Origin of the sequence: Alistipes sp. i18-0019-D1 (assembly GCF_042852885.1) — a bacterium.
Classification (GTDB): Bacteria; Bacteroidota; Bacteroidia; order Bacteroidales; family Rikenellaceae; genus Alistipes.
Map to the genome: position 1 here is coordinate 2,604,210 of NZ_AP031424.1, position 18,802 is coordinate 2,623,011.

Here is an 18,802-nt window from a genome sequence, read left to right on the forward strand (position 1 = left end):
AATTTCATTACCTCGTCCCGTCCGTCGGGTGTGGTGTATTGGAATAGGACTGTATCGGCTTTTACATGGTAGTCGAATAAACTCACCTGTTCTTCTGTTCCCTCTATCCCTACCTCATTGCGTGCCATTATGCCGACTATCCCGTCCATGTCTTTCAGTTCGCACTTTCATCCGAATATATAGCGTCGATTTTTTGTAAGTGTTATTTCGATGGGCTTTGTTATGTTTGCCATATTAGGGGCAAACAAGTAGATAAATGTTTCGGGATATATTCCGTCTTCGGGTTTCTCGACAAGCAGGGCTATTGCGTCTGTCGGGCTTCATTTGACCGTCTTTTGGATTATCTGTCTATCTTCCCACATTTCGGTCTTTCATTCTGTTTTCGGTTGTTTGTATCTGTTCATATTGCGCAAAATGTTATGTTGTTTTATCTTTATAAAGATAAGATTATTAGCGGAATAAACAAAATAAGAAAGTGACAAACTCTGCAAAATGGTCTTATAGATTAACCTTTTCACAAAGCCTGTCACTCCCTATTTATTATTGCTTATGAATCAGATCTTTTTGAATGTTAATGTTGCTTCATAAACGTCATTTTCATCATCAGGATTTACCTCATGCTCGAATAAAACAAGACGGGATTTAGCCAATTCCTTGATTTGGAAAATATAAGTCATTGGTTCGGTTGTGTTCTTTTCATTCATTGTCAACACGTTTCCGTTGATGGAGTAGTTGTAGTTGTACTCCTCATTGCTTCCGTCATGCCATTTAAGAATAGCCGTGCCATTTTCATTAAAAGTGTAAGTGTAATAGTCACTTTCGGTAGGCCATATTTCATCTGAATAGCTATCGTTCTCGTGGATTTCGATAATTTGCCATGTCCCAATGATATTATTGGGATTCATTTTGTCATCATCATCGGAGCAAGCCGAGAAAGAAACTGCCGCAAACATAGCGGCCACAATAAGAAATAACTTTTTCATAATTGAATAAGTTTAGGTTGTCGCCCCAGCACCAACGCGACGATTAATGTTTGATTTTTAAGAAACAGAAAGCGTGGTGCTGAAAACTCATTTTAGTAATCGGGTTCTGGAAAACCTTGGGATAAAATAAGCAACAGCCCCACGCAATAAAGCACCGCACGGGATTGTGCAAATGCAATATTGACGCGAGAAGATGTCGGCTTACTCTCTCCCTTTGAATTTTCCAGATTCGATTACGAGAATAAACTTACACTTTCCGTGTTTGTCGTATGTCCCACAAATGTAGGAAACAAAAACGGATTATGCAATTATCGGCATCTTGAGGGCTGTTGCAGTTTGTAGTTTTAGAATTAAAATTTGGGGTTAATCCTCCCCGCAGATTTCTTGTATTACGCCGTCCATGTAAATCGCCTGCCCGCTCGTCAGCCGTCCCCACCAACGACACCCTAATTCGTCGATGATGATTTCGCCCTGCTCTTTCAGTCGTTCTGCCAGCCACGGAGTGACAAGCCACCATTCCAACACCTCGTCCCCGTTAAAGGGATAAATGTATTCCTCGTCGATTTTCCCCGCTTGGATCAGCTCCCCGATAACCGTGCTTTGTCCCCATAGGATATGGATGTCCGTAATTCGTTTGGCTTTCTCTTGTGTTCCGTACATAGCGATTGAGTTTTTGTTTATCGCTTATCAGTAGTAATCCAACTCTATATAATATCAATAATTCTATTCTGTTATATGGTTTCGGGTATGAATAGGGGCGGCTTGTATTAGGTGGAATCTTATTAAATGGGATGGATGAAAATTCAGTTTTCCATCCGAAAATGGGGAGGGGTGAAAAATAGGGATTGTCCGCTCGGTCGGGGTATCTCGGCCTTGTTTATCTGCGAGTGACAACCTTTTCCGAAAAGGATATTTTATAGACCCTTTCACAAAGTTTGTCACCTTTTGGTTGCGGGGCAGTTTCGGCATAAATCGCACGATATGGGGAGTGGATGATAAATAGATTTACCTAAAACTACCCTATAAAAGAAAGAATCGCTATCTTTGCCGAAAAGCAAGTGTACCATGTCCTATAAACCGCCTTACACCATTACGCCGAAGATCACGAATTTGGTTGCACAGATCAGCGAGGCAATCGGCAGCTACTATGCGCATGAAAATCTGCGCCTGCATCGGGTCAATCGGATCAAGACGATTCACGGGACGCTGGCTATCGAGGGCAACACGCTTTCGACGGAGCAGGTCACGGCGGTATTGGAGGGAAAACCCGTCGTTGCTCCTATTAACGAGGTGCAGGAGGTGCGCAACGCCCTTAAAGCGTATGAATTGCTCGACACGCTCGACCCTTGTAAAGTCGATGATCTGTTAAAGGCTCACGCCACGATGGAAGCGGGGTTGATCGACGAAATCGGTTGTTTCCGCAAAGGCGGTGTGGGTGTGGTGTCGGGGAAAACGGTTATCCATTATGCGCCCGATGCCGAACGTGTGCCGTTTCTCGTAAACGATCTGTTCGAGTGGCTGCGCACCACGGATGAACACCCGTTGATCGCAAGTTGCGTCTTTCATTATGAGTTCGAATTTATCCATCCGTTCGCGGACGGCAACGGTCGCACGGGACGATTGTGGCAGACCTTGATTTTGAGCAGGTGGCGGCCTATCTTCAAAAACCTGCCGATCGAAAACATTGTATATAAGTATCAAAAGGAGTATTATAAGGCGATTGCCGTAAGTGGCGGTAAGGCGGGTTGCACGCCTTTCGTCGAGTTTGTTTTGGGGGTAATCGCCGAAACGCTCACTACCCAAGAAACTACCCGAAAGACTACCCAAGAAATTATTTTGGAAGCCATCGCCCGCAATCCCAGCATTACACGGGCGGAGCTGGCCGAGGTTGTCGGAATCTCGCCCGACGGCGTGAAATATCATTTGCAGAAACTCACCAAGTCGGGCAGGCTCAAACGGGTGGGGGCTACACGCCGCGGGGAGTGGGTGATCGGGTGACAGGAATCCCGAAAAAGGTACTTTTACAGACCCTTTTCAAAAGTTTGTCACCGACCTGTTTTCACCCGTTACGGGCTATATGTTCCGCTTTCCCAATTCGATGAACCGTTGTTTGTTGGTGCGCACCTCCCTGTACTCGAAATAGATTCCGATCATCTTTGCCGTCACTTTTTTGCGGTAGGGGATGCCGAACCGCATAATCAGATCGTTCATAAAACGATTGACGGCGCACACGGGTAGCCTGTCGCCCGTTTTCAACTGGGAGTACACCTCCCCGCAAACTTTTTCCGAGGTCAGCAGTTGCAGGCTTTCGTTTTCTTGTATCTGTTTGCCGATTGCGTTCATGTTGTAGTTGCACCGTTCGATCTCTGCCGCTCCGAGGGCATAGTAGGCATCCACCATCATCGGCACTTGGTTCTGAATCTCCTCGCGCAGAAAGTAGTATTCATTCCACGTTCGGTTTTGTTCCAGTATCTCCAACTGCCGCACGATTTCGCGGAACAGGTCTTTCATTTTCAGTCGGGGATTTATGCGTTGCAGTCGGTCGCAGTCCGACAACGGATAGATATATTCGACGCAATTCGTGTGAAATGCTTTCGCGTACTCCTCCCGCACCAGTTCGGCATCGGTGTAGTACCGCTTGATCCGCTCGTCGTCGTAGGCGTTATCCCACATGAACCAGTTGCGCGTTCCGTCGGCGTTCATGAACCGTTTGTAGTCCATTCCCTCCAAAGCCTGCGCACGGGTATCGCAACCCGCCCCCGATGCTTCGATTTGCAGGACTTGTTTGTAGACCGCTTCGCACTCCTCCAATCTCGTGGCGATCTCTTCCCGCGATTTGCAGGGCATCTCCTTGTTGGTGCTGAAAATATGCGCGGCATCCTCCACGCCGTTGCGAAAGCGTCCGACGATCTGTACGGCTTCGGTCGTGGGGTCGATGACGGTGTGCGCCGCAAACGAAAGGTCGGTTACGATCAGCACGCAGGCTGTTGTCGGCAGTTCGATGTCTACCGCCGAAAAGAAACGGCTCGTGAAAAAGTTGATTTCGTCCAGTTCTCCGAGTGAGGAGTAAGCCCGCGAAAAATCCCGCTTGCGGAGTTTCTTCACACTCTCGTAACTGCAAAAGACCTTGCACCGTTTCTCGATCTTATAGGTGCAGATCATGCGGTGGATCGTATCGGTCGAATTCAGAAAGATGCAGAGCGGATGCCCTTTGCCTTTTACCTGTCCCATAAGGGTACGCACCCAGCCGACGGTATCGTTCGTGTGTATGAGCCACATTTTCGGTTTGTGGTCGTAGGTCGGGCGGAGTATCTTCATCGTAAAGCCCTGCTGCTCGAAACGCGGGTCGGACGGGATGATCGGCGTCGCAGAAACCATCGCCTTTTGTTTGCATCGGAAAAAATCATCCATCGGGAGCGTGATCGAGCCGCGATAGCCTGCATCCTGTATCGTGCGCTCGCATTCGTCGAACAGCATGAACCATTCACCGTACATATCCGTATGCGTCTGCACCATCGCCGAGCGGACTTTGGGGAAACTTTCGGGCGTGGTCATGATTTTCAGATAGCCGTCGTTGTAGTTCGTGTTCAGAAAGTCGATGATGTCTTCTGTCGTTACGCCCTCGAACACGCCGAGTATCTGCGGGTGCTTTTTCATCTTGCCCTCGATAACGGGAACATTCGGCTCGATGATGACGGAGTGGCGGGGCGCATTGATTTCGGCATAGGTCGCACCGCATCCCGTGACGGTCTTGTTGATGATCGAATTGGTGGGTATTTCGGGCATCACGGCGTCGAACCGCTGGCCTGCATCTATTTTGATATATTCAATCTTCATTTAATTGTTTGATTTGGAGTTAAAAAAACTTGGGGAGCGAGCGGCGAAACCCGCTCCCCTCGTTCCGCAGTTTAGTTCAGCAGGTCGCAGATGTCCTCCATCGCTTCGGCAGGCATTACGACTTTGCCGTTGGGAAAGTGGTACTTTTTGGCGAGGTAGCCGATGCCCTCCTCGCTTTCGTTGTATTCCTCGGAGGTGATCGGGGTCAGTTTCTCCACCTCGGCGGCCACCTCTGCCAGCCACTCGGACTGACAGCAGATTTCACGGTCGGGTTCGAACTCCGTCACTTCGGGTAACTCCTTACCCATCAGGAACGCCAGCAGGTAGTTCCAGATTTGGGCGTTGAGCAACAGTTTGCCGTCCAACTCGGTGTAACCCTTGCGGATTCCGAACCAAACATATCCGCATCCAGCCACGTCTACACGGGTGGTCACGATCAGGGTGGTAGCCCCTGCCGCAATCGCTTTCGCCAGCGTGCGGAACATTTTGGCGTTCCCTGCGGGCTTGATTTTGATAATGCGGAGGTTCATTTTCTCCTCCTGCTCCTCGGCGGCTTTGATTTCCGCCATCTTTGCCTCGTGTGCGATTGCCGAGGCCATCATCTCCTCTGCGCGGTTTCCAGCTACCTGCTGCGATGCCGCTGCTACATTAATTTTTTCCATTTTATTAGTATTATTAAAATTAGTATTCGTGTTAGCGATAGTGTTTACAAGCGTTTTCATAATCGTTATTTTTTATTAAGGTTTGTTGCCGCCTCTTTCGGGCTGTCGGCTACTCCCTGCAACTTTGGTCGGCCGTACGCTCCGACCTTGTTTGCTACTGCAAAGAAACGGAGGATTTCGAGCTTCTCCGAGCCTTTCGAGGTAGAGGTTACAGGCTATATTCAGCCCTATTATTTACCTCTGTTTTTTAGTTGGTTACGTTTTGCGGTTCATCGGTCGTTTTTTTAGTTCAACCTCCACTTTCGGGCTTTCGGTTTCTCCCTGCGGATTCATTGGCCGTACGCTCCGATTTCCTCCGCTTGCAGTATGTAAAACACTTGAACACGCCCTTTCGCTAATCGGTTCGGGGTAGAGAATATCGGCTTGTTTTCGGCCTGTTCTTTACCCCAGTTTTTCAATCCGTTACAAAGAGCCGTTTTCAGTCGTTTTTTCGCTCGGTGCATTGCCTTGTCGCTTATTGATTGCACTGGCAAAGATCAGCTATTTTTTCGCGTTCTCCGAGCCTTTCGAGGTAAACGATATCGGCTGTTTTCATGCCTATTATTTACCTGTTCGTCAGCTTCATATCGGATTCTTTTACTCTGTTACGATAACGCGAAAAACGCTCTTGGGTTTCGGCGGAGCAGGTAAAGAAAAAGGGTGCATTTCTGCACCCATTCTCTATCTGAAATATGTCGGTTATTCAGAATAAATCCTTATAGACGATGTTGTCCGTTACGATGTGTATTCGCCCGAACTCGACAGACGGGAATTTCGGTATCTTTTCCCCGCCGTATTTCTGTACGTTCTTCTTTATATAGCCTATGTCGGCGCGTATGTTTTTGGGGTTGAAAGAACCGTCATAGCCTTTATAGGAGGGATAGCACCCGACGAAGCGGGTGTAATCGTAGATCAGCCTGCAAAGTTCGTTCGGCGTGTCGGGATTCTCGGTCATCGCATTTTCTTCATGGAGCATCCGATAAATCCCGTATGCGACAATCGGATAGCGCGTATTCATCGGTTTGGCTCCTGCTGACGGTTTGCGTCGTTCCAATTCCTGCCGTGCATCTTCGGCGGTCTGAATGTCGGGAAAATAATCGGCGAGTTCCTTTCGGATCAGACGGAACAGCCAGTTATTCGTATTGGGAATCGTCTGCGGCTTCTGCTTGCGGCTGTTGGTGCGCAGGGTCACGGGCATTTCCTGTTCTCCGACACGTTCGTACAGGTTCCGATGCCGTTGTTCGGTTTCTTCCATAAAAAGCATCAGTTTCGCCCACTCGCCCTTATAGGTGTTCCAATCTTCCCAATATCCGCGCTCGCTTAATTCTTCCTCGTTGAATTTGCGGTCGGTGATGATGTAAGCCACGAATAAGAGGGCTTCACGCAGTCGGTCGGTCAAAAGGAGTGTTTTTCCGAACAGTTCCATATAAGCATCATAATCGAAACGGTTGGTCGGCAACCGTATTTCGTGATCCTCTTGGATCGCTTTGGCGGCGGAGATGCCCGTACTCGATTCTATTTCATTGGTAAAGTAACCCAGCGTAATGCCGAAATAATTTTCCAGCAACGGGGCGATTTCCCGTAAGGAGCGGGTATCGGTAGCCAAACAGCCTTTCGAGCCTGTAAGTTCGTTCATAAGCGGTAATTGTTTCAACGAATTTACAAAAATCCGCTTTCTGTCGCAACTGACCACCGCAGAAAAAAGAAAAGGGACTACCCGATTAAATCGGATAATCCCTTAAAAAGTAGTGACAAACTCGGTTTCGGGGGCTATAAGATAGACCTTTTTTCAAACCTTGTCACCTCATAATAAGTTTTGCATAGCCGCATCTATCTGCGAGTTCTCGAAGCTATCCAAGTAAATCTGTGTGATTTTCTCTGAACTATGCCCCAGCGATTCCGAAATGATGGATGTCGAAACTCCCGACCTTTTCAGCACGGTGGCGAACGAGTGCCGCGCAACGTATGTCGTGAGCGTGATAGGCAGGTGCAGATGCTCACCGATTAGTTTCAGATAGCGATTTATCCGCTTGTTCGTCCGTTGCACCCGTCCGTACTGTTGTTGCGCCGTAACGTGAACAGAACGCCTTAAAACAGGGAAAATGTAATCCTGCGGATGTGCGTTCGGCTGGCGGTACTTGTCGAGGATGTCGAGTGCGGCAGGTTGGAGTTGGAACGACAGGAGTTTACCCGTTTTCTGACGGTTGAAAACCAGCCGCCCGTCCACGATGTTGGCATAGCGGATGTGCAGAATATCTGTCAGATTGATGCCGCACGACAGGTAGCTGAACAGGAACAAGTCTTTTGCCAGTTGCAGGAACGGTTTGGGGTACTTGGTCAGCGTCCGCACCTCGCAATCCATAATGCGCCTTATATCCTCTTTCGTCAGCGACCGTTTGGCCGTGGCTTCTTTGAATCGGCTTACTTTGAACGTGTCGAAAGGGTAGTCCGTTTTCTTAATGAGGCCGTCGGTGATTGCGCTGTTGTAAAGCACCCGCAACGAACGGAAACGGATGCCGACGGAGTTGTCGGAATAATGCCGTTCCACCCGCAGCCATTGTTCGTACCGTTTCAGCCATTCGGCGTCGATGTCTATAAAATAAAAGTCCAGCGAACGGCTGAATTTCGTCAGCGAGGTGCGCAATTCCTGAAAGGTCTTTGCATTACCGACCCTGTTTGCGGCCAGCAGGCGGTCGATGTAGCCGTTCAGATATTCGCCGACGGTTTGGCGCACGACCTTGCGGGATGCCTTTTCGAGAAGCGTGTTCAGCGTATATTCCTTATCGCTGGTTTTAAAGTCCAAAATCTGCTCCTGCAACTCTTTCGTCTTGGTTTCGATAAGGGTGTTTATGCGCTCTTTATCGGGGCAATTCCGCTTGGGACGGCTTTTGTCAAAGTCCCAAAATTTGGCATCGAGGGAAATGTGCAGGCTGATGTACTTGATTCGGCGGTTTTTCGTGAGCCGTAACATAAGGGGGTGAGTGCCGTCAGATAGGGTTTTAGAGGTGTACAGAACGGTTGTGAGGGTGGTGTTCATAACCAATTTCGGTTTAAACATTGGTTTAAACAAATCCCCGATTTCGCTGTAAAAACCGCTCGAAACAAGACACGAAAAAACCACCTACATTGCTGTAAGTGGCTGATTTTGAGAGTGACACCGACAGGACTCAAACCTGTAACCTTCTGATCCGTAGTCAGATGCTCTATTCAATTAAGCTACGGTGCCGAATTGCGAATGCAAATGTAGGGCAAAAATCCGAAACACGCAAATAATTGCTTGAAAAAATTAGTAAAAATGATGATCCGGCCGACGGGCGCTACCTCATCGGCCGGATTATCAGTCGTTTAAAACACCGTTATTTCATCAGTTCCTCCAGCCGGGCCTGCAACTGTTTGCCGGGGAGGTTGCGGGCGGCGATCGTGCCGTCGGGCGAGATCAGGAAATTCGACGGAATGAAACGGATGCCGTACATTGCTGCGGCAGGGCTTTGCTTGCCTTCGCCGGGGGACAGCACGTTCGTCCACGGCAGGCTGTTTTCGGCAAGGAACTGCCGCCAGCGTGCCGCGTCGAGGTCGATCGACACCGCGTAGATCGCAAATCCCCGTCCGCTGAATGCGGCATAGGCCTCTTTCAGATGGGGGATTTCGCGGCAGCAGGGACCGCACCACGTGGCCCAGAAGTCGAGCAGCACCCAGCGGCCGGACCCCGCAAGCGACGAAAGGGCGACGATCTCTCCGTCGGCGTTTTTCAGTGCGAGGTCCATGTAGGGCCGGCCGACGGACGAACGTTCGACGGCTTCGATCTCCCGCCGTATGCTCTCCAGCACGGGGTGGTTCTGCAATTCGGCGGGGAACTGTGCGAGCCGTTCACGGGCCTTCGCCGGGTCCGCATCGGTGCGGCGGGAGTAAAGGAACGCGCCCAGCAGGTTGTCGCGGTTGGCTTCCAGCGCGTCGCCGGGAATCTGCCGGTAAATCCGTCCCAGCGAGTCGAGTTTTTGTCTGCGTTCGGGTGTGTCCGGTTCGTTTTCCAGCGCTTGCAGGACGTTGCCGAGCGATACCTGTGCGGCATTCATGGCGTTGAACGCATCGTTGAGCGGCGTTCCGGTGAACTGGAAGCCTCGTACGTCGCCCGTGGGCTCGATCCGGATGTCGGCCGCTTCGAGCAGGATCGGCGCTCCGATGCGGCGGTCGTTGTGCATCAGGTTGGCGATCATCGGTCCGGCGACGTGTCCGCGGATGCGGAACGAACTGTCGCGGCGTACGACCGTCGTGGCGAGCACCGAGTCGTTTTCGTAGGGCGAACGAAGGCGGAGCGTATCGCCCGGAGCAAGTCCGGCTTTGCCCGAAAGGGTGTAATTGGGGCCTCCGCAGCTGCACAGTGCGGCAGCGGCAAGGAGCGCAAGGAAAATTTGGTTCATCGGGGTAAATTTATTGGAAAACCTCTGCGAGTTTTTCTTCAAGGTGCTCGTGACGCAGGTTTTTCGCTACGATTTTGCCTTCGGGCGAGATCAGGAAATTCGAAGGGATGGAGCTGATGTTGTAGATTGCGGTGGGATCGAGTCCTGCGTCTTTCCGGATCGTGTTGACCCAGTTCATGCCTTCGTCCCCGATGACCTGCTTCCATTTCGCGGGATCGGAATCGAGCGATATGCCGTAGATTTCGAATCCTTTGTCGTGGTAGGCTGCATAGGCTCTCTTCAGGTAGGGGACTTCCAGCATGCAGGGCCTGCACCACGTGGCCCAGAAGTCGAGCAACACCCAGCGGCCGGGACCTACGAGCGATGAAAGCTGCACCGTTTCGTTGTCGGCGTTTTTCATCGCGAGGTCCGTGTACGGCTGTCCGATTGCGGTCTGTGCGGGCGTTACGGCTTGTGTCTGTGTCCGTTTCAGCATCGGATGCGCCTGCATTTCGGGTGTAAACTGCGCCAGGCGGGCTTTGATTTTCCCGGGATCGTTCTTGATCTGCTCGAATTCGTACGAGTTGAAGACCCATACTCCGAAAATATTGTCGAGATTGGCGTTTATGGTTCGGGTGTAGAGTTCGTTCATTTCGGCCAGAATGTCCTGGAGAGTTTGTCCCGGGGATCCTTTGCGGAGTTTCTCTCCGAAAGCGGCCATTGCATCGTTGAATGCTTTGTACTTATCGTTGAGCGGCGTTCCGGAGACGATGTATCCACGGTTCGGGGCGTATGTTTCGATCCGGATTTTTCCCGGTTCGAGGAAAATGGTAGCGGCGCTGGTCTTGTACCGGTCGGTCAGGGAAACCATCTCCGGTGTGGTGACGCTCCCTTTCAGCGAAATGGTCGTGTCGGCGCCGACGACGCCCGCGGCGAGCACCGTGTTGTCGGAAGCATACAGATAGACCGAATCGCCCGGAGGCAGTTCGTAGTGACCTGTGATGGTGTAGTTTGCGCCTCCGCAGCTGCACAGTGCGGCAGCGGCGAACGATGCGATCAGCAATTTTTTCATGTCGGCAGGTGGTTTTAGATTGGTTTTATTTGATCTCCCGGTCGGGATTCTTTTTTAGGTATTGCTCCCAGCTCTGCGAACCGCCTTTCGAAGCGGCCTTCTTGCCGCCCCCGAGACCCTTGACGCGTTCGCCGCCCAGCGCGGCGTTGAGCGGGCTGGCCGAGGTGAAGTAGTGGCACAGGGCGACGGCCATGCCGTCCGTGGCGTCGAGCCGTTTGGGAGGTTGGTCGATGGTGAGCATGCGGCAGACAATGGAGGCCACCTGCTCCTTGGCGGCCGATCCGCGGCCCGTAATCGACTGCTTGATGCGCGTGGGGGCGTATTCGAAAACGTCGATGCCCCGGCTCAGCGCCGCGGCCATGGCCACACCCTGCGCCCGTCCCAGTTTGAGCATCGACTGCACGTTCTCGCCGAAGAACGGCGATTCGAGCGCCACCTCGCGCGGGGCGTACTCGTCGACCAGCGCCCCCACGCGTTCGAAGATGTAGCGCAGTTTGGCGTAGGGGTCCGGGAGGCGGTGCAGGTCGATGTCGCCCAGCACTACCGAGCGCACCGTGCGCCCCTCCACCTCCAGCACGCCGTAACCCATGTAGTTCGTGCCGGGGTCGATGCCCATGATTCTGTATTTCTCGGCGGATTTCATCTGTATTTTATGGAAAAAGCCCCTCCTTCCGGCTGTACGGAACGGAGGGGCCGGAATGTCGGTAGGGAATTACTGGGCCAGCAGCTCCGAGATCTTCTCGTAGAGCGCCTCGCCGCGCAGGTTCTTGGCGACGATCGTGCCTTGGCTGTCGATCAGGAAGTTCGACGGGATGCCCTGGATGGCGTAATCCTTGGCGGCCTGGTTGTCGAAGCCTTTCACCTCGCTGACGTGCAGCCAGTCCATGCCGTTCTGTTCGACGGCGCCGAGCCAGTCGCCGCGGTCCTCGTCGAACGATACGCCGAAGATTTCGAAGCCTTTCTTGTGAAAATCCCCGTAGGTCTTCTTCAGGTGGGGAACTTCGCCCATGCAGGGGCCGCACCACGAAGCCCAGAAATCCAGCAGGACGTATTTGTTCGCCGGGTTCTTGACCACCGATCCGAGCGATACCTGCTCGCCGCCGGCATTGGGCTGTGCGATGTCGATGAACGGCTGGCCGATGTCGGTTTTCATCTTCTGTTCGGCGTTCTCCTTGAGTTTCACCAGCGCGTCGGTCTGCTGCATGGCGGCCGGGAATTTGGCGATCTCGTCGAGCAGCCCCTGTCCCGAAAGCTCGTAGCCGAGCTGCTGGGCCAGCAGCATCACGCCGAAGAGGTTGTCGCGGTTCTGGTCCAGGACCGTGCGTGTCAGCTGTTCGTACTCCTGCTCGATGGCCTCGCGGCGCTCGGAGGTGGTTTCCGGATTGCGGAACTCCTGCACGAGGGTGTTTCCGGCCGTGGCATAGGCGTCGCTGGCGTCGTTGGCCGGCGTGCCCGTCACCTTCTTGCGGTAGGGGTTCTGTGCGTCGTCGGCCACGTTGATCGTGCCCGGTTCGAGGATCAGCATGGCGCCGAACGTCGCTCCGTCGTCGCGGGCGTCGCGCAGAATGGCCACCTGCGGGTTCTCGGCCACGCCCTCGAAGCGGAACGCACCGTCGGCCACGGCCGCCGAATCGAGGATGTTGTCCTTCTCGTCGAAAAGGTAAACCATGCTGTTGGCCCCTTCGACCTTGCCGTCGATGGCGTACTTGTTTTTGTTGGCGCAGCTGCACAACACGGCGGCCGCCGCTGCGAGGATCAGGATTTTTTTCATCGAATTATTTTTTTGTGAGTTCTGCAAGTTGTTTTTCCAGTGCGCGAACCTGCTGCGCCAGTTCGGGCAGGCGTTTGAATACGGCAGCCGAACGGTGGTACTGCATGCCCGGGAGGGCGGGGTATCCGAAGCGGATTTCGTCGTCGGGAACGTCCTTGTCGAGTCCGCTCTTCGAGCCGACCTTCACGCGGTCGCCGATCACGACGTGGTCGGCGATGCCCACCTGCCCCGCGAGGAAGCAGTTGCGGCCGACCTTCGAAGTCCCCGCAATGCCGGTCTGGGCCGACGATACGGTGTTCTCGCCGATCTGCACGTTGTGGCCGATCTGGATCAGGTTGTCGAGTTTCACGCCCCGGCGGATGACGGTCGAATCGGTCTTGGCGCGGTCGATGCAGGTGTTGGCGCCGATCTCCACGTCGTCCTCGATCACCACGTTGCCCAGCTGGGGGATCTTGTCGAATCCGCCCGCGGCGTTGGGCATGAACCCGAATCCGTCGGCGCCGATCACCGCTCCCGCATGGAGGATGCAGTTCGCACCCACGATGCAGCCTTCGTAAATCTTGACTCCGGGGTAGAGCGTGGTGTTGTCACCGATCCTCACGCCGCGGCCCACGTAGACCTGGGGGTAGATCTGGCAGCCCTCGCCGATGGCGGCGTCCTCCTCGACGACCGCGAAGTCGCCGATGTAGCACTCCCGTCCGACCTGTGCCCGGTCCGAGACCGATGCGCGGTCGCTGATCCCCTTGCGGCGGGGTTTGGCCGCGTTGTACATTTCGAGCAGCTTCAGGACGCAGGCGCCCGCGTCGTCCACCCGGACGAGTGTCGCGGTCACCGGCTGCGAAGGCTCGAACGTCCGGTCGACCAGCACGATCGACGCGCCCGTGGTGTAGAGGAAAGGTTCGTATTTGGGATTCGTGAGGTAGGCCAGCGATCCGGCCCTGCCCTCCTCGATCGAGGAGACGGTGTGCACCTTGGCGTCCTTGTTGCCGACGATGTCGCCGCCCAGGAACCCGGCGATCATTTCGGCTGTAAATTCCATCATAAATAAAGCGTATCGTTAGGTTATTCTATGTTGTGTCTGTTTTCGGTGTTGCCGGTTCCCGATATGCCGTTTGCGGCATGAAGTCCCCTCCGAGGAGGGGATTTAGGGGAGGGTCAGGCATGCAAGCGTCGCCGGCGGCGACAACGGCCGTTGGCAGCGTGAGACGGAACCTGATCGTATCTTGTAACCGTTCATAAATAGTCCTCTATATCTATTCCTATGGGCATGAACTCTTCCACGGTGCGTCCGAACGAAAGCACCTCGCGCACGGTCGACGACGAGATGTCGGCCACGGGCGAGGGGGTGAACAGCATGACGGTCGTGATGTCGGGGTAGATGCGGTGGTTGGTGGCCTCCATCGTGCGTTCGTACTCGAAGTCGGTGGTGTTCCTCACGCCGCGGATGATGGCGCAGGCTCCTGCCGCTTCGGCGAATTCGCCCGTCAGCCCGGTGTAGATGCACGCTTCGACGCGCTCATTGCCGCGGTAGATGTCGTCGATGAGCCGCTTGCGGTTTTCGACGGTCAGCAGTCCCTGCTTGGAGGTGTTGTTGCCGATGCCGATCACCACGCGGTCGAACAGGTTCAGCGCCTCGTCGACCAGTGCCGCATGGCCGCGTGTGAAGGGGTCGAACGACCCGGGGAAGATTGCAGTGCGTTCCATATCGGACAAAGGTAGAAAAAAAACGGAAAAGCAGCACGTTTTCCCGTTTTTATTCGTCGCGGCAGCGGCGGGTCACTCTTTGTGGAGCAGGCCGCGCAGGCGTCGCAGCGCCTTGCTCATCTGCGCTTCGACGGTCTTGACGGAAATTTGCATTTCGGCGGCTATTTCGGCGTTCGAGAGTTGTTCGCTGCGGCTTTTGAGGAAGACGTCGCGGCAGCGGCCGGGCAGCTGCGAGACGGCCTCGTCCACGAGCTGCATGATCTCGTCGGTTTCGATCTGCAACGGCTCGGGGCTGGCGAAAACCTCCCCCAGCTCTTCGAACGGGATGTAGGAAAAACGGTCGTCGCGCAGGCGGTTGAGCGCCCGGTTGCGCACGGCGCGGAACAGATAGGCGCGTACCGAGACGGCGATCCGCAGCTCTGCGGCGTGCTGCCAGACATGGGTGTAGACATCGAGTACGACCTCTTCGGCCGAAGCGCGGTCGCGGAGCCAGAACTCGGCGAAGCGGCACAGCGGCGCATAGTGGCGGTCGAACAGCTCCCGGAAGGCGGCAATTTCCCCCCCCCGTCCGATTCTCAACCATAGGTGAAAGTCGTATTCGTTATCTGACATGGTGTGTCGTAAGGCTGTGTAAAGGTACTAAAAATCGGGATTCCCCGAAAAGCCGTTACGGAAAAACAGGCCGCAGGGTGGGGGTGCGGCCCGCTTTTCCGCGGCTTTGTTTACTCGATGCCCTCGAAGAAGAATTCCGAGAATTTTAGTTTTGCGTTTCCGTAAAGTCCCGGCAGGAGCCTTTTGGCCCGTTTTTCGAAATCGTCGTAATCCTTGCGGTCGTACGCCCAGGCGATTTCTGCGATGGCGGCCATCCTGGGGAGCGTCATGCGCTGCACATGGTCGAAATCGGCGATATATTCGGTCCATACGTTTCCCTGAATGCCGAGGATATTACTGTACTCGGCGGGTTTCAGGCGGTCGTAGGGATCGAGCCGGTATACCTGCCTCATGGAGAGGTACCGTGTGGGTCCTATCGGCTCGTACTTCTCGGGATCGGAAGTCTGCGAGTAGTCGAGGTAGCAGTTCCATTTGGGTGTCATGATGACCCGGTTTCCTTTCCTCGCGGCGTCCGTTCCCCGGAACTGATCCGTCCAGGCCATGATTACCGCTGACTTCGATATTCCGCCCTGCATGATCTCGTCCCATCCGACCAACTCGCGTCCGTGCTCGTGGAGCCACTTCTCGACGCGGTGCATGAAATAACTCTGAAGTTCGTTTTCGTTTGCCAGTCCCTCTTCCCGGATGCGCTTCTGGCAGGCGGGGCACTCCTTCCAGCGCTCTTTGGGACATTCGTCGCCCCCGACGTGAATGAACTTCGAGGGGAACAGGTCGAGCACCTCTGCGAGCACGTTTTCCACGAATTCGAAGGTCTCCTCCTTACCGGCGCAGAGCACGTCTTTGGAAATCCCCCAGTGGGTCCATACCTCGTAGTCCCTGCCCCGGCATCCCAGCTGGGGATAGGACGCCAGCGCCCCGAGCATATGCCCGGGCATGTCGATTTCGGGAATGACCTCGATGTAGCGCTCCGCGGCGTAGGCCACGATGGCGCGTATGTCGTCCTGGGTGTAAAAACCGCCGTAGGGTTTTCCATCGTATCGGTTGCGGCTTTCGTCGGTCTTGTCGTATCGGCCGATGACGGTCTCCCTGCGTACAGACCCGATCTCGGTCAGCAGGGGGTATCGTTTGATCTCGATGCGCCAACCCTGATCTTCGGAGAGATGCCAGTGAAATACGTTGAGCTTGTGCATGGCGAGGATATCGATGAAACGTTTCACCTCGTCTACGGTCCAGAAATGACGCCCGGAGTCGAGCATTCCGCCGCGGTGTGCGAAGCAGGGTTTGTCGCGGACGACGACCGCGGGTAATGTTCCGTCGGGAGCGACGAGTTGGCGGAATGTCTGCAAGGCGTAGAATACGGCTTGCGGGGAACCTCCGAGAATTTCGACGGTGCTGGGCGTCACGGCAAGGGTGTATTCCTCGGCGGTGAGGGACGGGGATGTCCGGAGACGGATTTCGCCCTTTGCGGCCACGGGTATTTCGCGCCCGATGACGGGTTCGATGTCCGTTGCGAAGATTTCGGCGGGACGTCGGAGTTCTCCTTCGGCGGCGATGGCGGTCTGGGCCGTGATTCGAAACTCACCCCTGGTTTCGGTGATTTCCGCGGGGCGCGGGATGATGTCGATGCTCCGGGCGGAGACGGCTGCCGCGAGAAGTGTGGCGAAGGTTAATAAAATGCTCTCTCTCATTGTATTGTGGAAGGGTAGTGGTTGAAAAAACCGCCTGCGGGAATATTCCCGCAGGCGGGCGGTAAGGGATCAGTCGAGGTCCAGCTCTTCGAGGTTGCCCCAGACTTCGAATTCGGCGAACGTGCCGCCTTTGTAGGTCATCGGAATCGGCCTTACGCTCGACCCGCTGTTCCACGACATGTGGAGCGTGAAGCGGATGTAGCGCGCCCGCTGGATTTCACCCAGGTAGACCGAGTTGTGGAGCGAGTGGGACATGAATGTGCCGTCGGGACTCGTTCCGGTGAACCGCTCGCCGTACGTCCAGTCCGCGTCGTTCTCCATGCCGTCGCCCGTGATGGTCCTGGCCGTTTCGATCGTGATGTCGCCCGGGGGATTGTTCAGTACGCCGCCGCTCTTGGTGCGGGCCGTGATGCGGACGCCGCGGACGGTCACCTCCTTGCCCATGTCGAAGACGAAATAGAGCGGGACGTAGACCACCGGACCGACGGATGCCTTGAAATTGTAGGTCCAATAGGAAGCCGGGTTGCCGTCGAGCACGTCCTTTGCCCAACCGGTCTTGGGATTGCCTTCGCCCGGAGTGTATTCCGTGGTGCAGTGGACCACTTTCCAGCCTTCGCGGTCGAGCAGCTGGGCGGGCGGCAGCACGCGCTTGTTGAAGAGGATGTAGCAGACGTTGCCCTCGTCGGAGGTTTGCGCTGCGTCGTCGCCCTTGATCCGGTCGATGGTGATCGGCAGCAGGTACTGTTCGCCGTCGGGCATCTTTTCGCTGCTCAGCGTCACCTGCGCCGTCGACGAAACCTCGTTGTAGCGGGGCAGGATCACCTCTTTTTTCGAAAATTCGTAGGCTTCGGCCGGCACGAGTTCGTACGATGTGCCGTGGGCCTTGTTGTAGGCTTCGACCAGCGTGCGGTCGACTTTGAAGGTCACGGTGAGGTTCTCGGCGCTGACCGACCGGGCGACGGCCCGGATGTCGATCGTCTGGGTTTTGGGTTCGAGCAGCGAGATTCGGAGCGGCTCGGCCCCGGCGTTCTGGATCGCCAGCACCGCGGGTCCGTTCAGCCCCGTTCCCGGATCGTCGTCCTTGCAGCCTCCCGACGCAATCAACAGCGCGGCGGCCGCAGCGAGACGGATGGAAGCATATCGTTTCATGGTCGTGTTCGTTTTGGGTTTTACTTGTTTTTGGCCGGGAGTTTGATGTCGAGCATCACCGGCAGGTGGTCCGAGGCTTTCGTCACGTCGCCCGACTTGAACCAGCGCAGTATCTGCGAGCCTGCGACTTCGCACTTCGGCGTGCCCTTGAGCTGCATGATATAGTCGATACATTTGGTCGGGTTGTCCGAGGGGAAGGTTCCGAATCCGGTGATGGTCAGGATCTCCCAGTCTTTCTGGAGCAGTTTGCCGGTCTCCGACGAGGGCGTGGCGTTCATGTCGCCGCCCAGGAAGACGGGCTTCCCGGAGTCGCCGTAACGCTCCTTCATCGTTTTGGTGATCAGCTCCACCTGCCCCAGCTGGGCCTCGGAAGAGACATGGTCGAGGTGCGAGGTGCAGATCACGTAATCCTCCATCTCCATGACGGCCAGCACGCGCGGCTCGGCGCCCACGCCCTTGGGCAGGGCCACCGAAAACTTCTTCACGGCCTTTTCGCGTGTCGTCACGCCTTCGCCGTATTCGCCTCCGTCGTAGGGCATGGCCGCACCGTATTGGAAGTCCCAGTTACCCATCAGCCCTGCGAAATGCTTGAGCTGGTAGACGTGGCGCGTGCGGTTGGTGTTGTTGTCGAGTTCGTTCATGCAGATTGCGTCGGCGTCGATCTCCTTCATCATGTCGGCGATGAGCTGGTAGTCGTCCTTGATGTATTTGTTGAAAACGCCGACGTTGTAGGTCACCAGGCGTGTCACGCCCTCGCTCTTGGAGTTGTCGACCGAAACGTGGGGCGGAATTTCGGTGTCGTAGAACGGTTCGTCCTCCATGCAGGCTGCGGCATTGCAGGCCAGGCCGAGCGTCAGCAGGGTCATCAGGTATTTTTTCATGAGTTCC

Annotated in this window: 17 protein-coding genes and 1 tRNA gene; 1 reads left to right on the plus strand and 17 read right to left on the minus strand. The window is 54.8% G+C overall.

The genetic code is table 11. The features are described from left to right. Window positions 1-554: 554 nt before the first annotated feature. Both ACGHP5_RS11065 and ACGHP5_RS11070 read right to left on the minus strand, forming a co-directional pair. Window positions 555-983, minus strand: a complete 429-nt coding sequence (locus ACGHP5_RS11065; RefSeq protein WP_390566780.1) for a lipocalin family protein — start codon at window positions 981-983, stop codon at window positions 555-557. A gap of 363 nt (window positions 984-1,346) precedes the next feature. Next, the gene (locus ACGHP5_RS11070; protein ID WP_390566782.1) at window positions 1,347-1,643 is read right to left on the minus strand and encodes a hypothetical protein; all 297 of its coding nucleotides are present in this window, start codon (window positions 1,641-1,643) and stop codon (window positions 1,347-1,349) included. 405 nt (window positions 1,644-2,048) lie between these two features. Here ACGHP5_RS11070 and ACGHP5_RS11075 point away from each other — a divergent pair, with 405 nt between their 5' ends. Further along, window positions 2,049-2,981, plus strand: coding sequence for a Fic family protein (locus tag ACGHP5_RS11075; RefSeq protein ID WP_390566784.1), 933 nt, complete (start codon window positions 2,049-2,051; stop codon window positions 2,979-2,981). Between the two features lie 75 nt (window positions 2,982-3,056). On the opposite strand, the gene ACGHP5_RS11080 is transcribed toward ACGHP5_RS11075, so the two are convergent. The 15 genes from ACGHP5_RS11080 to ACGHP5_RS11150 all read right to left on the minus strand — a co-directional run bounded on the left by ACGHP5_RS11080 (window position 3,057) and on the right by ACGHP5_RS11150 (window position 18,795). Continuing rightward, a complete protein-coding gene (locus ACGHP5_RS11080) occupies window positions 3,057-4,820 on the minus strand; it encodes a hypothetical protein (RefSeq protein WP_390566786.1) in 1,764 nt (587 codons plus the stop codon). A 71-nt stretch (window positions 4,821-4,891) separates the two neighbouring features. Continuing rightward, window positions 4,892-5,482 carry a hypothetical protein gene (locus ACGHP5_RS11085; protein ID WP_390566788.1) on the minus strand — a complete coding sequence of 197 codons (591 nt, stop codon included), beginning with the start codon at window positions 5,480-5,482 and terminating at the stop codon, window positions 4,892-4,894. Between the two features lie 742 nt (window positions 5,483-6,224). After that, on the minus strand, window positions 6,225-7,175 hold the full coding sequence (locus ACGHP5_RS11090) for a hypothetical protein (RefSeq protein ID WP_390566790.1): 951 nt from the start codon (window positions 7,173-7,175) through the stop codon (window positions 6,225-6,227). 150 nt (window positions 7,176-7,325) lie between these two features. Further along, on the minus strand, window positions 7,326-8,558 hold the full coding sequence (locus ACGHP5_RS11095; RefSeq protein WP_390566791.1) for a phage integrase SAM-like domain-containing protein: 1,233 nt from the start codon (window positions 8,556-8,558) through the stop codon (window positions 7,326-7,328). A 115-nt stretch (window positions 8,559-8,673) separates the two neighbouring features. Beyond that, window positions 8,674-8,747, minus strand: a tRNA-Arg gene (locus tag ACGHP5_RS11100). A gap of 130 nt (window positions 8,748-8,877) precedes the next feature. After that, window positions 8,878-9,939: a TlpA disulfide reductase family protein gene (locus ACGHP5_RS11105; protein ID WP_337756495.1), complete on the minus strand. Its 1,062-nt coding sequence runs from the start codon at window positions 9,937-9,939 to the stop codon at window positions 8,878-8,880. Window positions 9,940-9,949: 10 nt separating this feature from the next. Then, the gene (locus tag ACGHP5_RS11110; protein ID WP_337756494.1) at window positions 9,950-10,990 is read right to left on the minus strand and encodes a TlpA disulfide reductase family protein; all 1,041 of its coding nucleotides are present in this window, start codon (window positions 10,988-10,990) and stop codon (window positions 9,950-9,952) included. Window positions 10,991-11,015: 25 nt separating this feature from the next. Beyond that, window positions 11,016-11,606: a crossover junction endodeoxyribonuclease RuvC gene (gene ruvC / locus ACGHP5_RS11115; RefSeq protein WP_337756496.1), complete on the minus strand. Its 591-nt coding sequence runs from the start codon at window positions 11,604-11,606 to the stop codon at window positions 11,016-11,018. A gap of 96 nt (window positions 11,607-11,702) precedes the next feature. After that, a complete protein-coding gene (locus tag ACGHP5_RS11120; RefSeq protein WP_337756493.1) occupies window positions 11,703-12,761 on the minus strand; it encodes a TlpA disulfide reductase family protein in 1,059 nt (352 codons plus the stop codon). A gap of 4 nt (window positions 12,762-12,765) precedes the next feature. Next, a complete protein-coding gene (lpxD, locus tag ACGHP5_RS11125; RefSeq protein WP_290533341.1) occupies window positions 12,766-13,803 on the minus strand; it encodes a UDP-3-O-(3-hydroxymyristoyl)glucosamine N-acyltransferase in 1,038 nt (345 codons plus the stop codon). A 191-nt stretch (window positions 13,804-13,994) separates the two neighbouring features. Continuing rightward, window positions 13,995-14,465: a pantetheine-phosphate adenylyltransferase gene (coaD, locus tag ACGHP5_RS11130; RefSeq protein WP_290533342.1), complete on the minus strand. Its 471-nt coding sequence runs from the start codon at window positions 14,463-14,465 to the stop codon at window positions 13,995-13,997. A gap of 72 nt (window positions 14,466-14,537) precedes the next feature. Further along, the gene (locus tag ACGHP5_RS11135) at window positions 14,538-15,077 is read right to left on the minus strand and encodes an RNA polymerase sigma-70 factor (protein WP_390566794.1); all 540 of its coding nucleotides are present in this window, start codon (window positions 15,075-15,077) and stop codon (window positions 14,538-14,540) included. A gap of 110 nt (window positions 15,078-15,187) precedes the next feature. Then, entirely contained in the window at window positions 15,188-16,765 is a 1,578-nt protein-coding gene (locus tag ACGHP5_RS11140) for a beta-N-acetylhexosaminidase (RefSeq protein ID WP_390566796.1), read from the minus strand. A gap of 69 nt (window positions 16,766-16,834) precedes the next feature. Continuing rightward, window positions 16,835-17,914 carry a BT_3987 domain-containing protein gene (locus ACGHP5_RS11145; protein WP_390566798.1) on the minus strand — a complete coding sequence of 360 codons (1,080 nt, stop codon included), beginning with the start codon at window positions 17,912-17,914 and terminating at the stop codon, window positions 16,835-16,837. A 20-nt stretch (window positions 17,915-17,934) separates the two neighbouring features. Further along, complete coding sequence (locus tag ACGHP5_RS11150) at window positions 17,935-18,795, minus strand: endonuclease/exonuclease/phosphatase family protein (RefSeq protein WP_337773441.1); 861 nt, start codon at window positions 18,793-18,795, stop codon at window positions 17,935-17,937. Between the last annotated feature and the right edge of the window lie 7 nt (window positions 18,796-18,802).

What these genes read in the sequence shown, in the direction of transcription:
- ACGHP5_RS11145 (WP_390566798.1), bottom strand. Translation starts at nt 17,914, where the DNA reads ATGAAACGATATGCTTCCATCCGTCTCGCTGCGGCCGCCGCGCTGTTG.
- ACGHP5_RS11110 (WP_337756494.1), bottom strand. Translation starts at nt 10,990, where the DNA reads ATGAAAAAATTGCTGATCGCATCGTTCGCCGCTGCCGCACTGTGCAGC.
- lpxD (WP_290533341.1), bottom strand. Translation starts at nt 13,803, where the DNA reads ATGATGGAATTTACAGCCGAAATGATCGCCGGGTTCCTGGGCGGCGAC.
- ACGHP5_RS11085 (WP_390566788.1), bottom strand. Translation starts at nt 5,482, where the DNA reads ATGGAAAAAATTAATGTAGCAGCGGCATCGCAGCAGGTAGCTGGAAAC.
- ACGHP5_RS11080 (WP_390566786.1), bottom strand. Translation starts at nt 4,820, where the DNA reads ATGAAGATTGAATATATCAAAATAGATGCAGGCCAGCGGTTCGACGCC.
- ACGHP5_RS11095 (WP_390566791.1), bottom strand. Translation starts at nt 8,558, where the DNA reads ATGAACACCACCCTCACAACCGTTCTGTACACCTCTAAAACCCTATCT.
- ACGHP5_RS11140 (WP_390566796.1), bottom strand. Translation starts at nt 16,765, where the DNA reads ATGAGAGAGAGCATTTTATTAACCTTCGCCACACTTCTCGCGGCAGCC.
- ACGHP5_RS11105 (WP_337756495.1), bottom strand. Translation starts at nt 9,939, where the DNA reads ATGAACCAAATTTTCCTTGCGCTCCTTGCCGCTGCCGCACTGTGCAGC.
- ACGHP5_RS11135 (WP_390566794.1), bottom strand. Translation starts at nt 15,077, where the DNA reads ATGTCAGATAACGAATACGACTTTCACCTATGGTTGAGAATCGGACGG.
- ruvC (WP_337756496.1), bottom strand. Translation starts at nt 11,606, where the DNA reads ATGGGCATCGACCCCGGCACGAACTACATGGGTTACGGCGTGCTGGAG.
- ACGHP5_RS11075 (WP_390566784.1), top strand. Translation starts at nt 2,049, where the DNA reads ATGTCCTATAAACCGCCTTACACCATTACGCCGAAGATCACGAATTTG.
- ACGHP5_RS11120 (WP_337756493.1), bottom strand. Translation starts at nt 12,761, where the DNA reads ATGAAAAAAATCCTGATCCTCGCAGCGGCGGCCGCCGTGTTGTGCAGC.
- coaD (WP_290533342.1), bottom strand. Translation starts at nt 14,465, where the DNA reads ATGGAACGCACTGCAATCTTCCCCGGGTCGTTCGACCCCTTCACACGC.
- ACGHP5_RS11070 (WP_390566782.1), bottom strand. Translation starts at nt 1,643, where the DNA reads ATGTACGGAACACAAGAGAAAGCCAAACGAATTACGGACATCCATATC.
- ACGHP5_RS11150 (WP_337773441.1), bottom strand. Translation starts at nt 18,795, where the DNA reads ATGAAAAAATACCTGATGACCCTGCTGACGCTCGGCCTGGCCTGCAAT.
- ACGHP5_RS11065 (WP_390566780.1), bottom strand. Translation starts at nt 983, where the DNA reads ATGAAAAAGTTATTTCTTATTGTGGCCGCTATGTTTGCGGCAGTTTCT.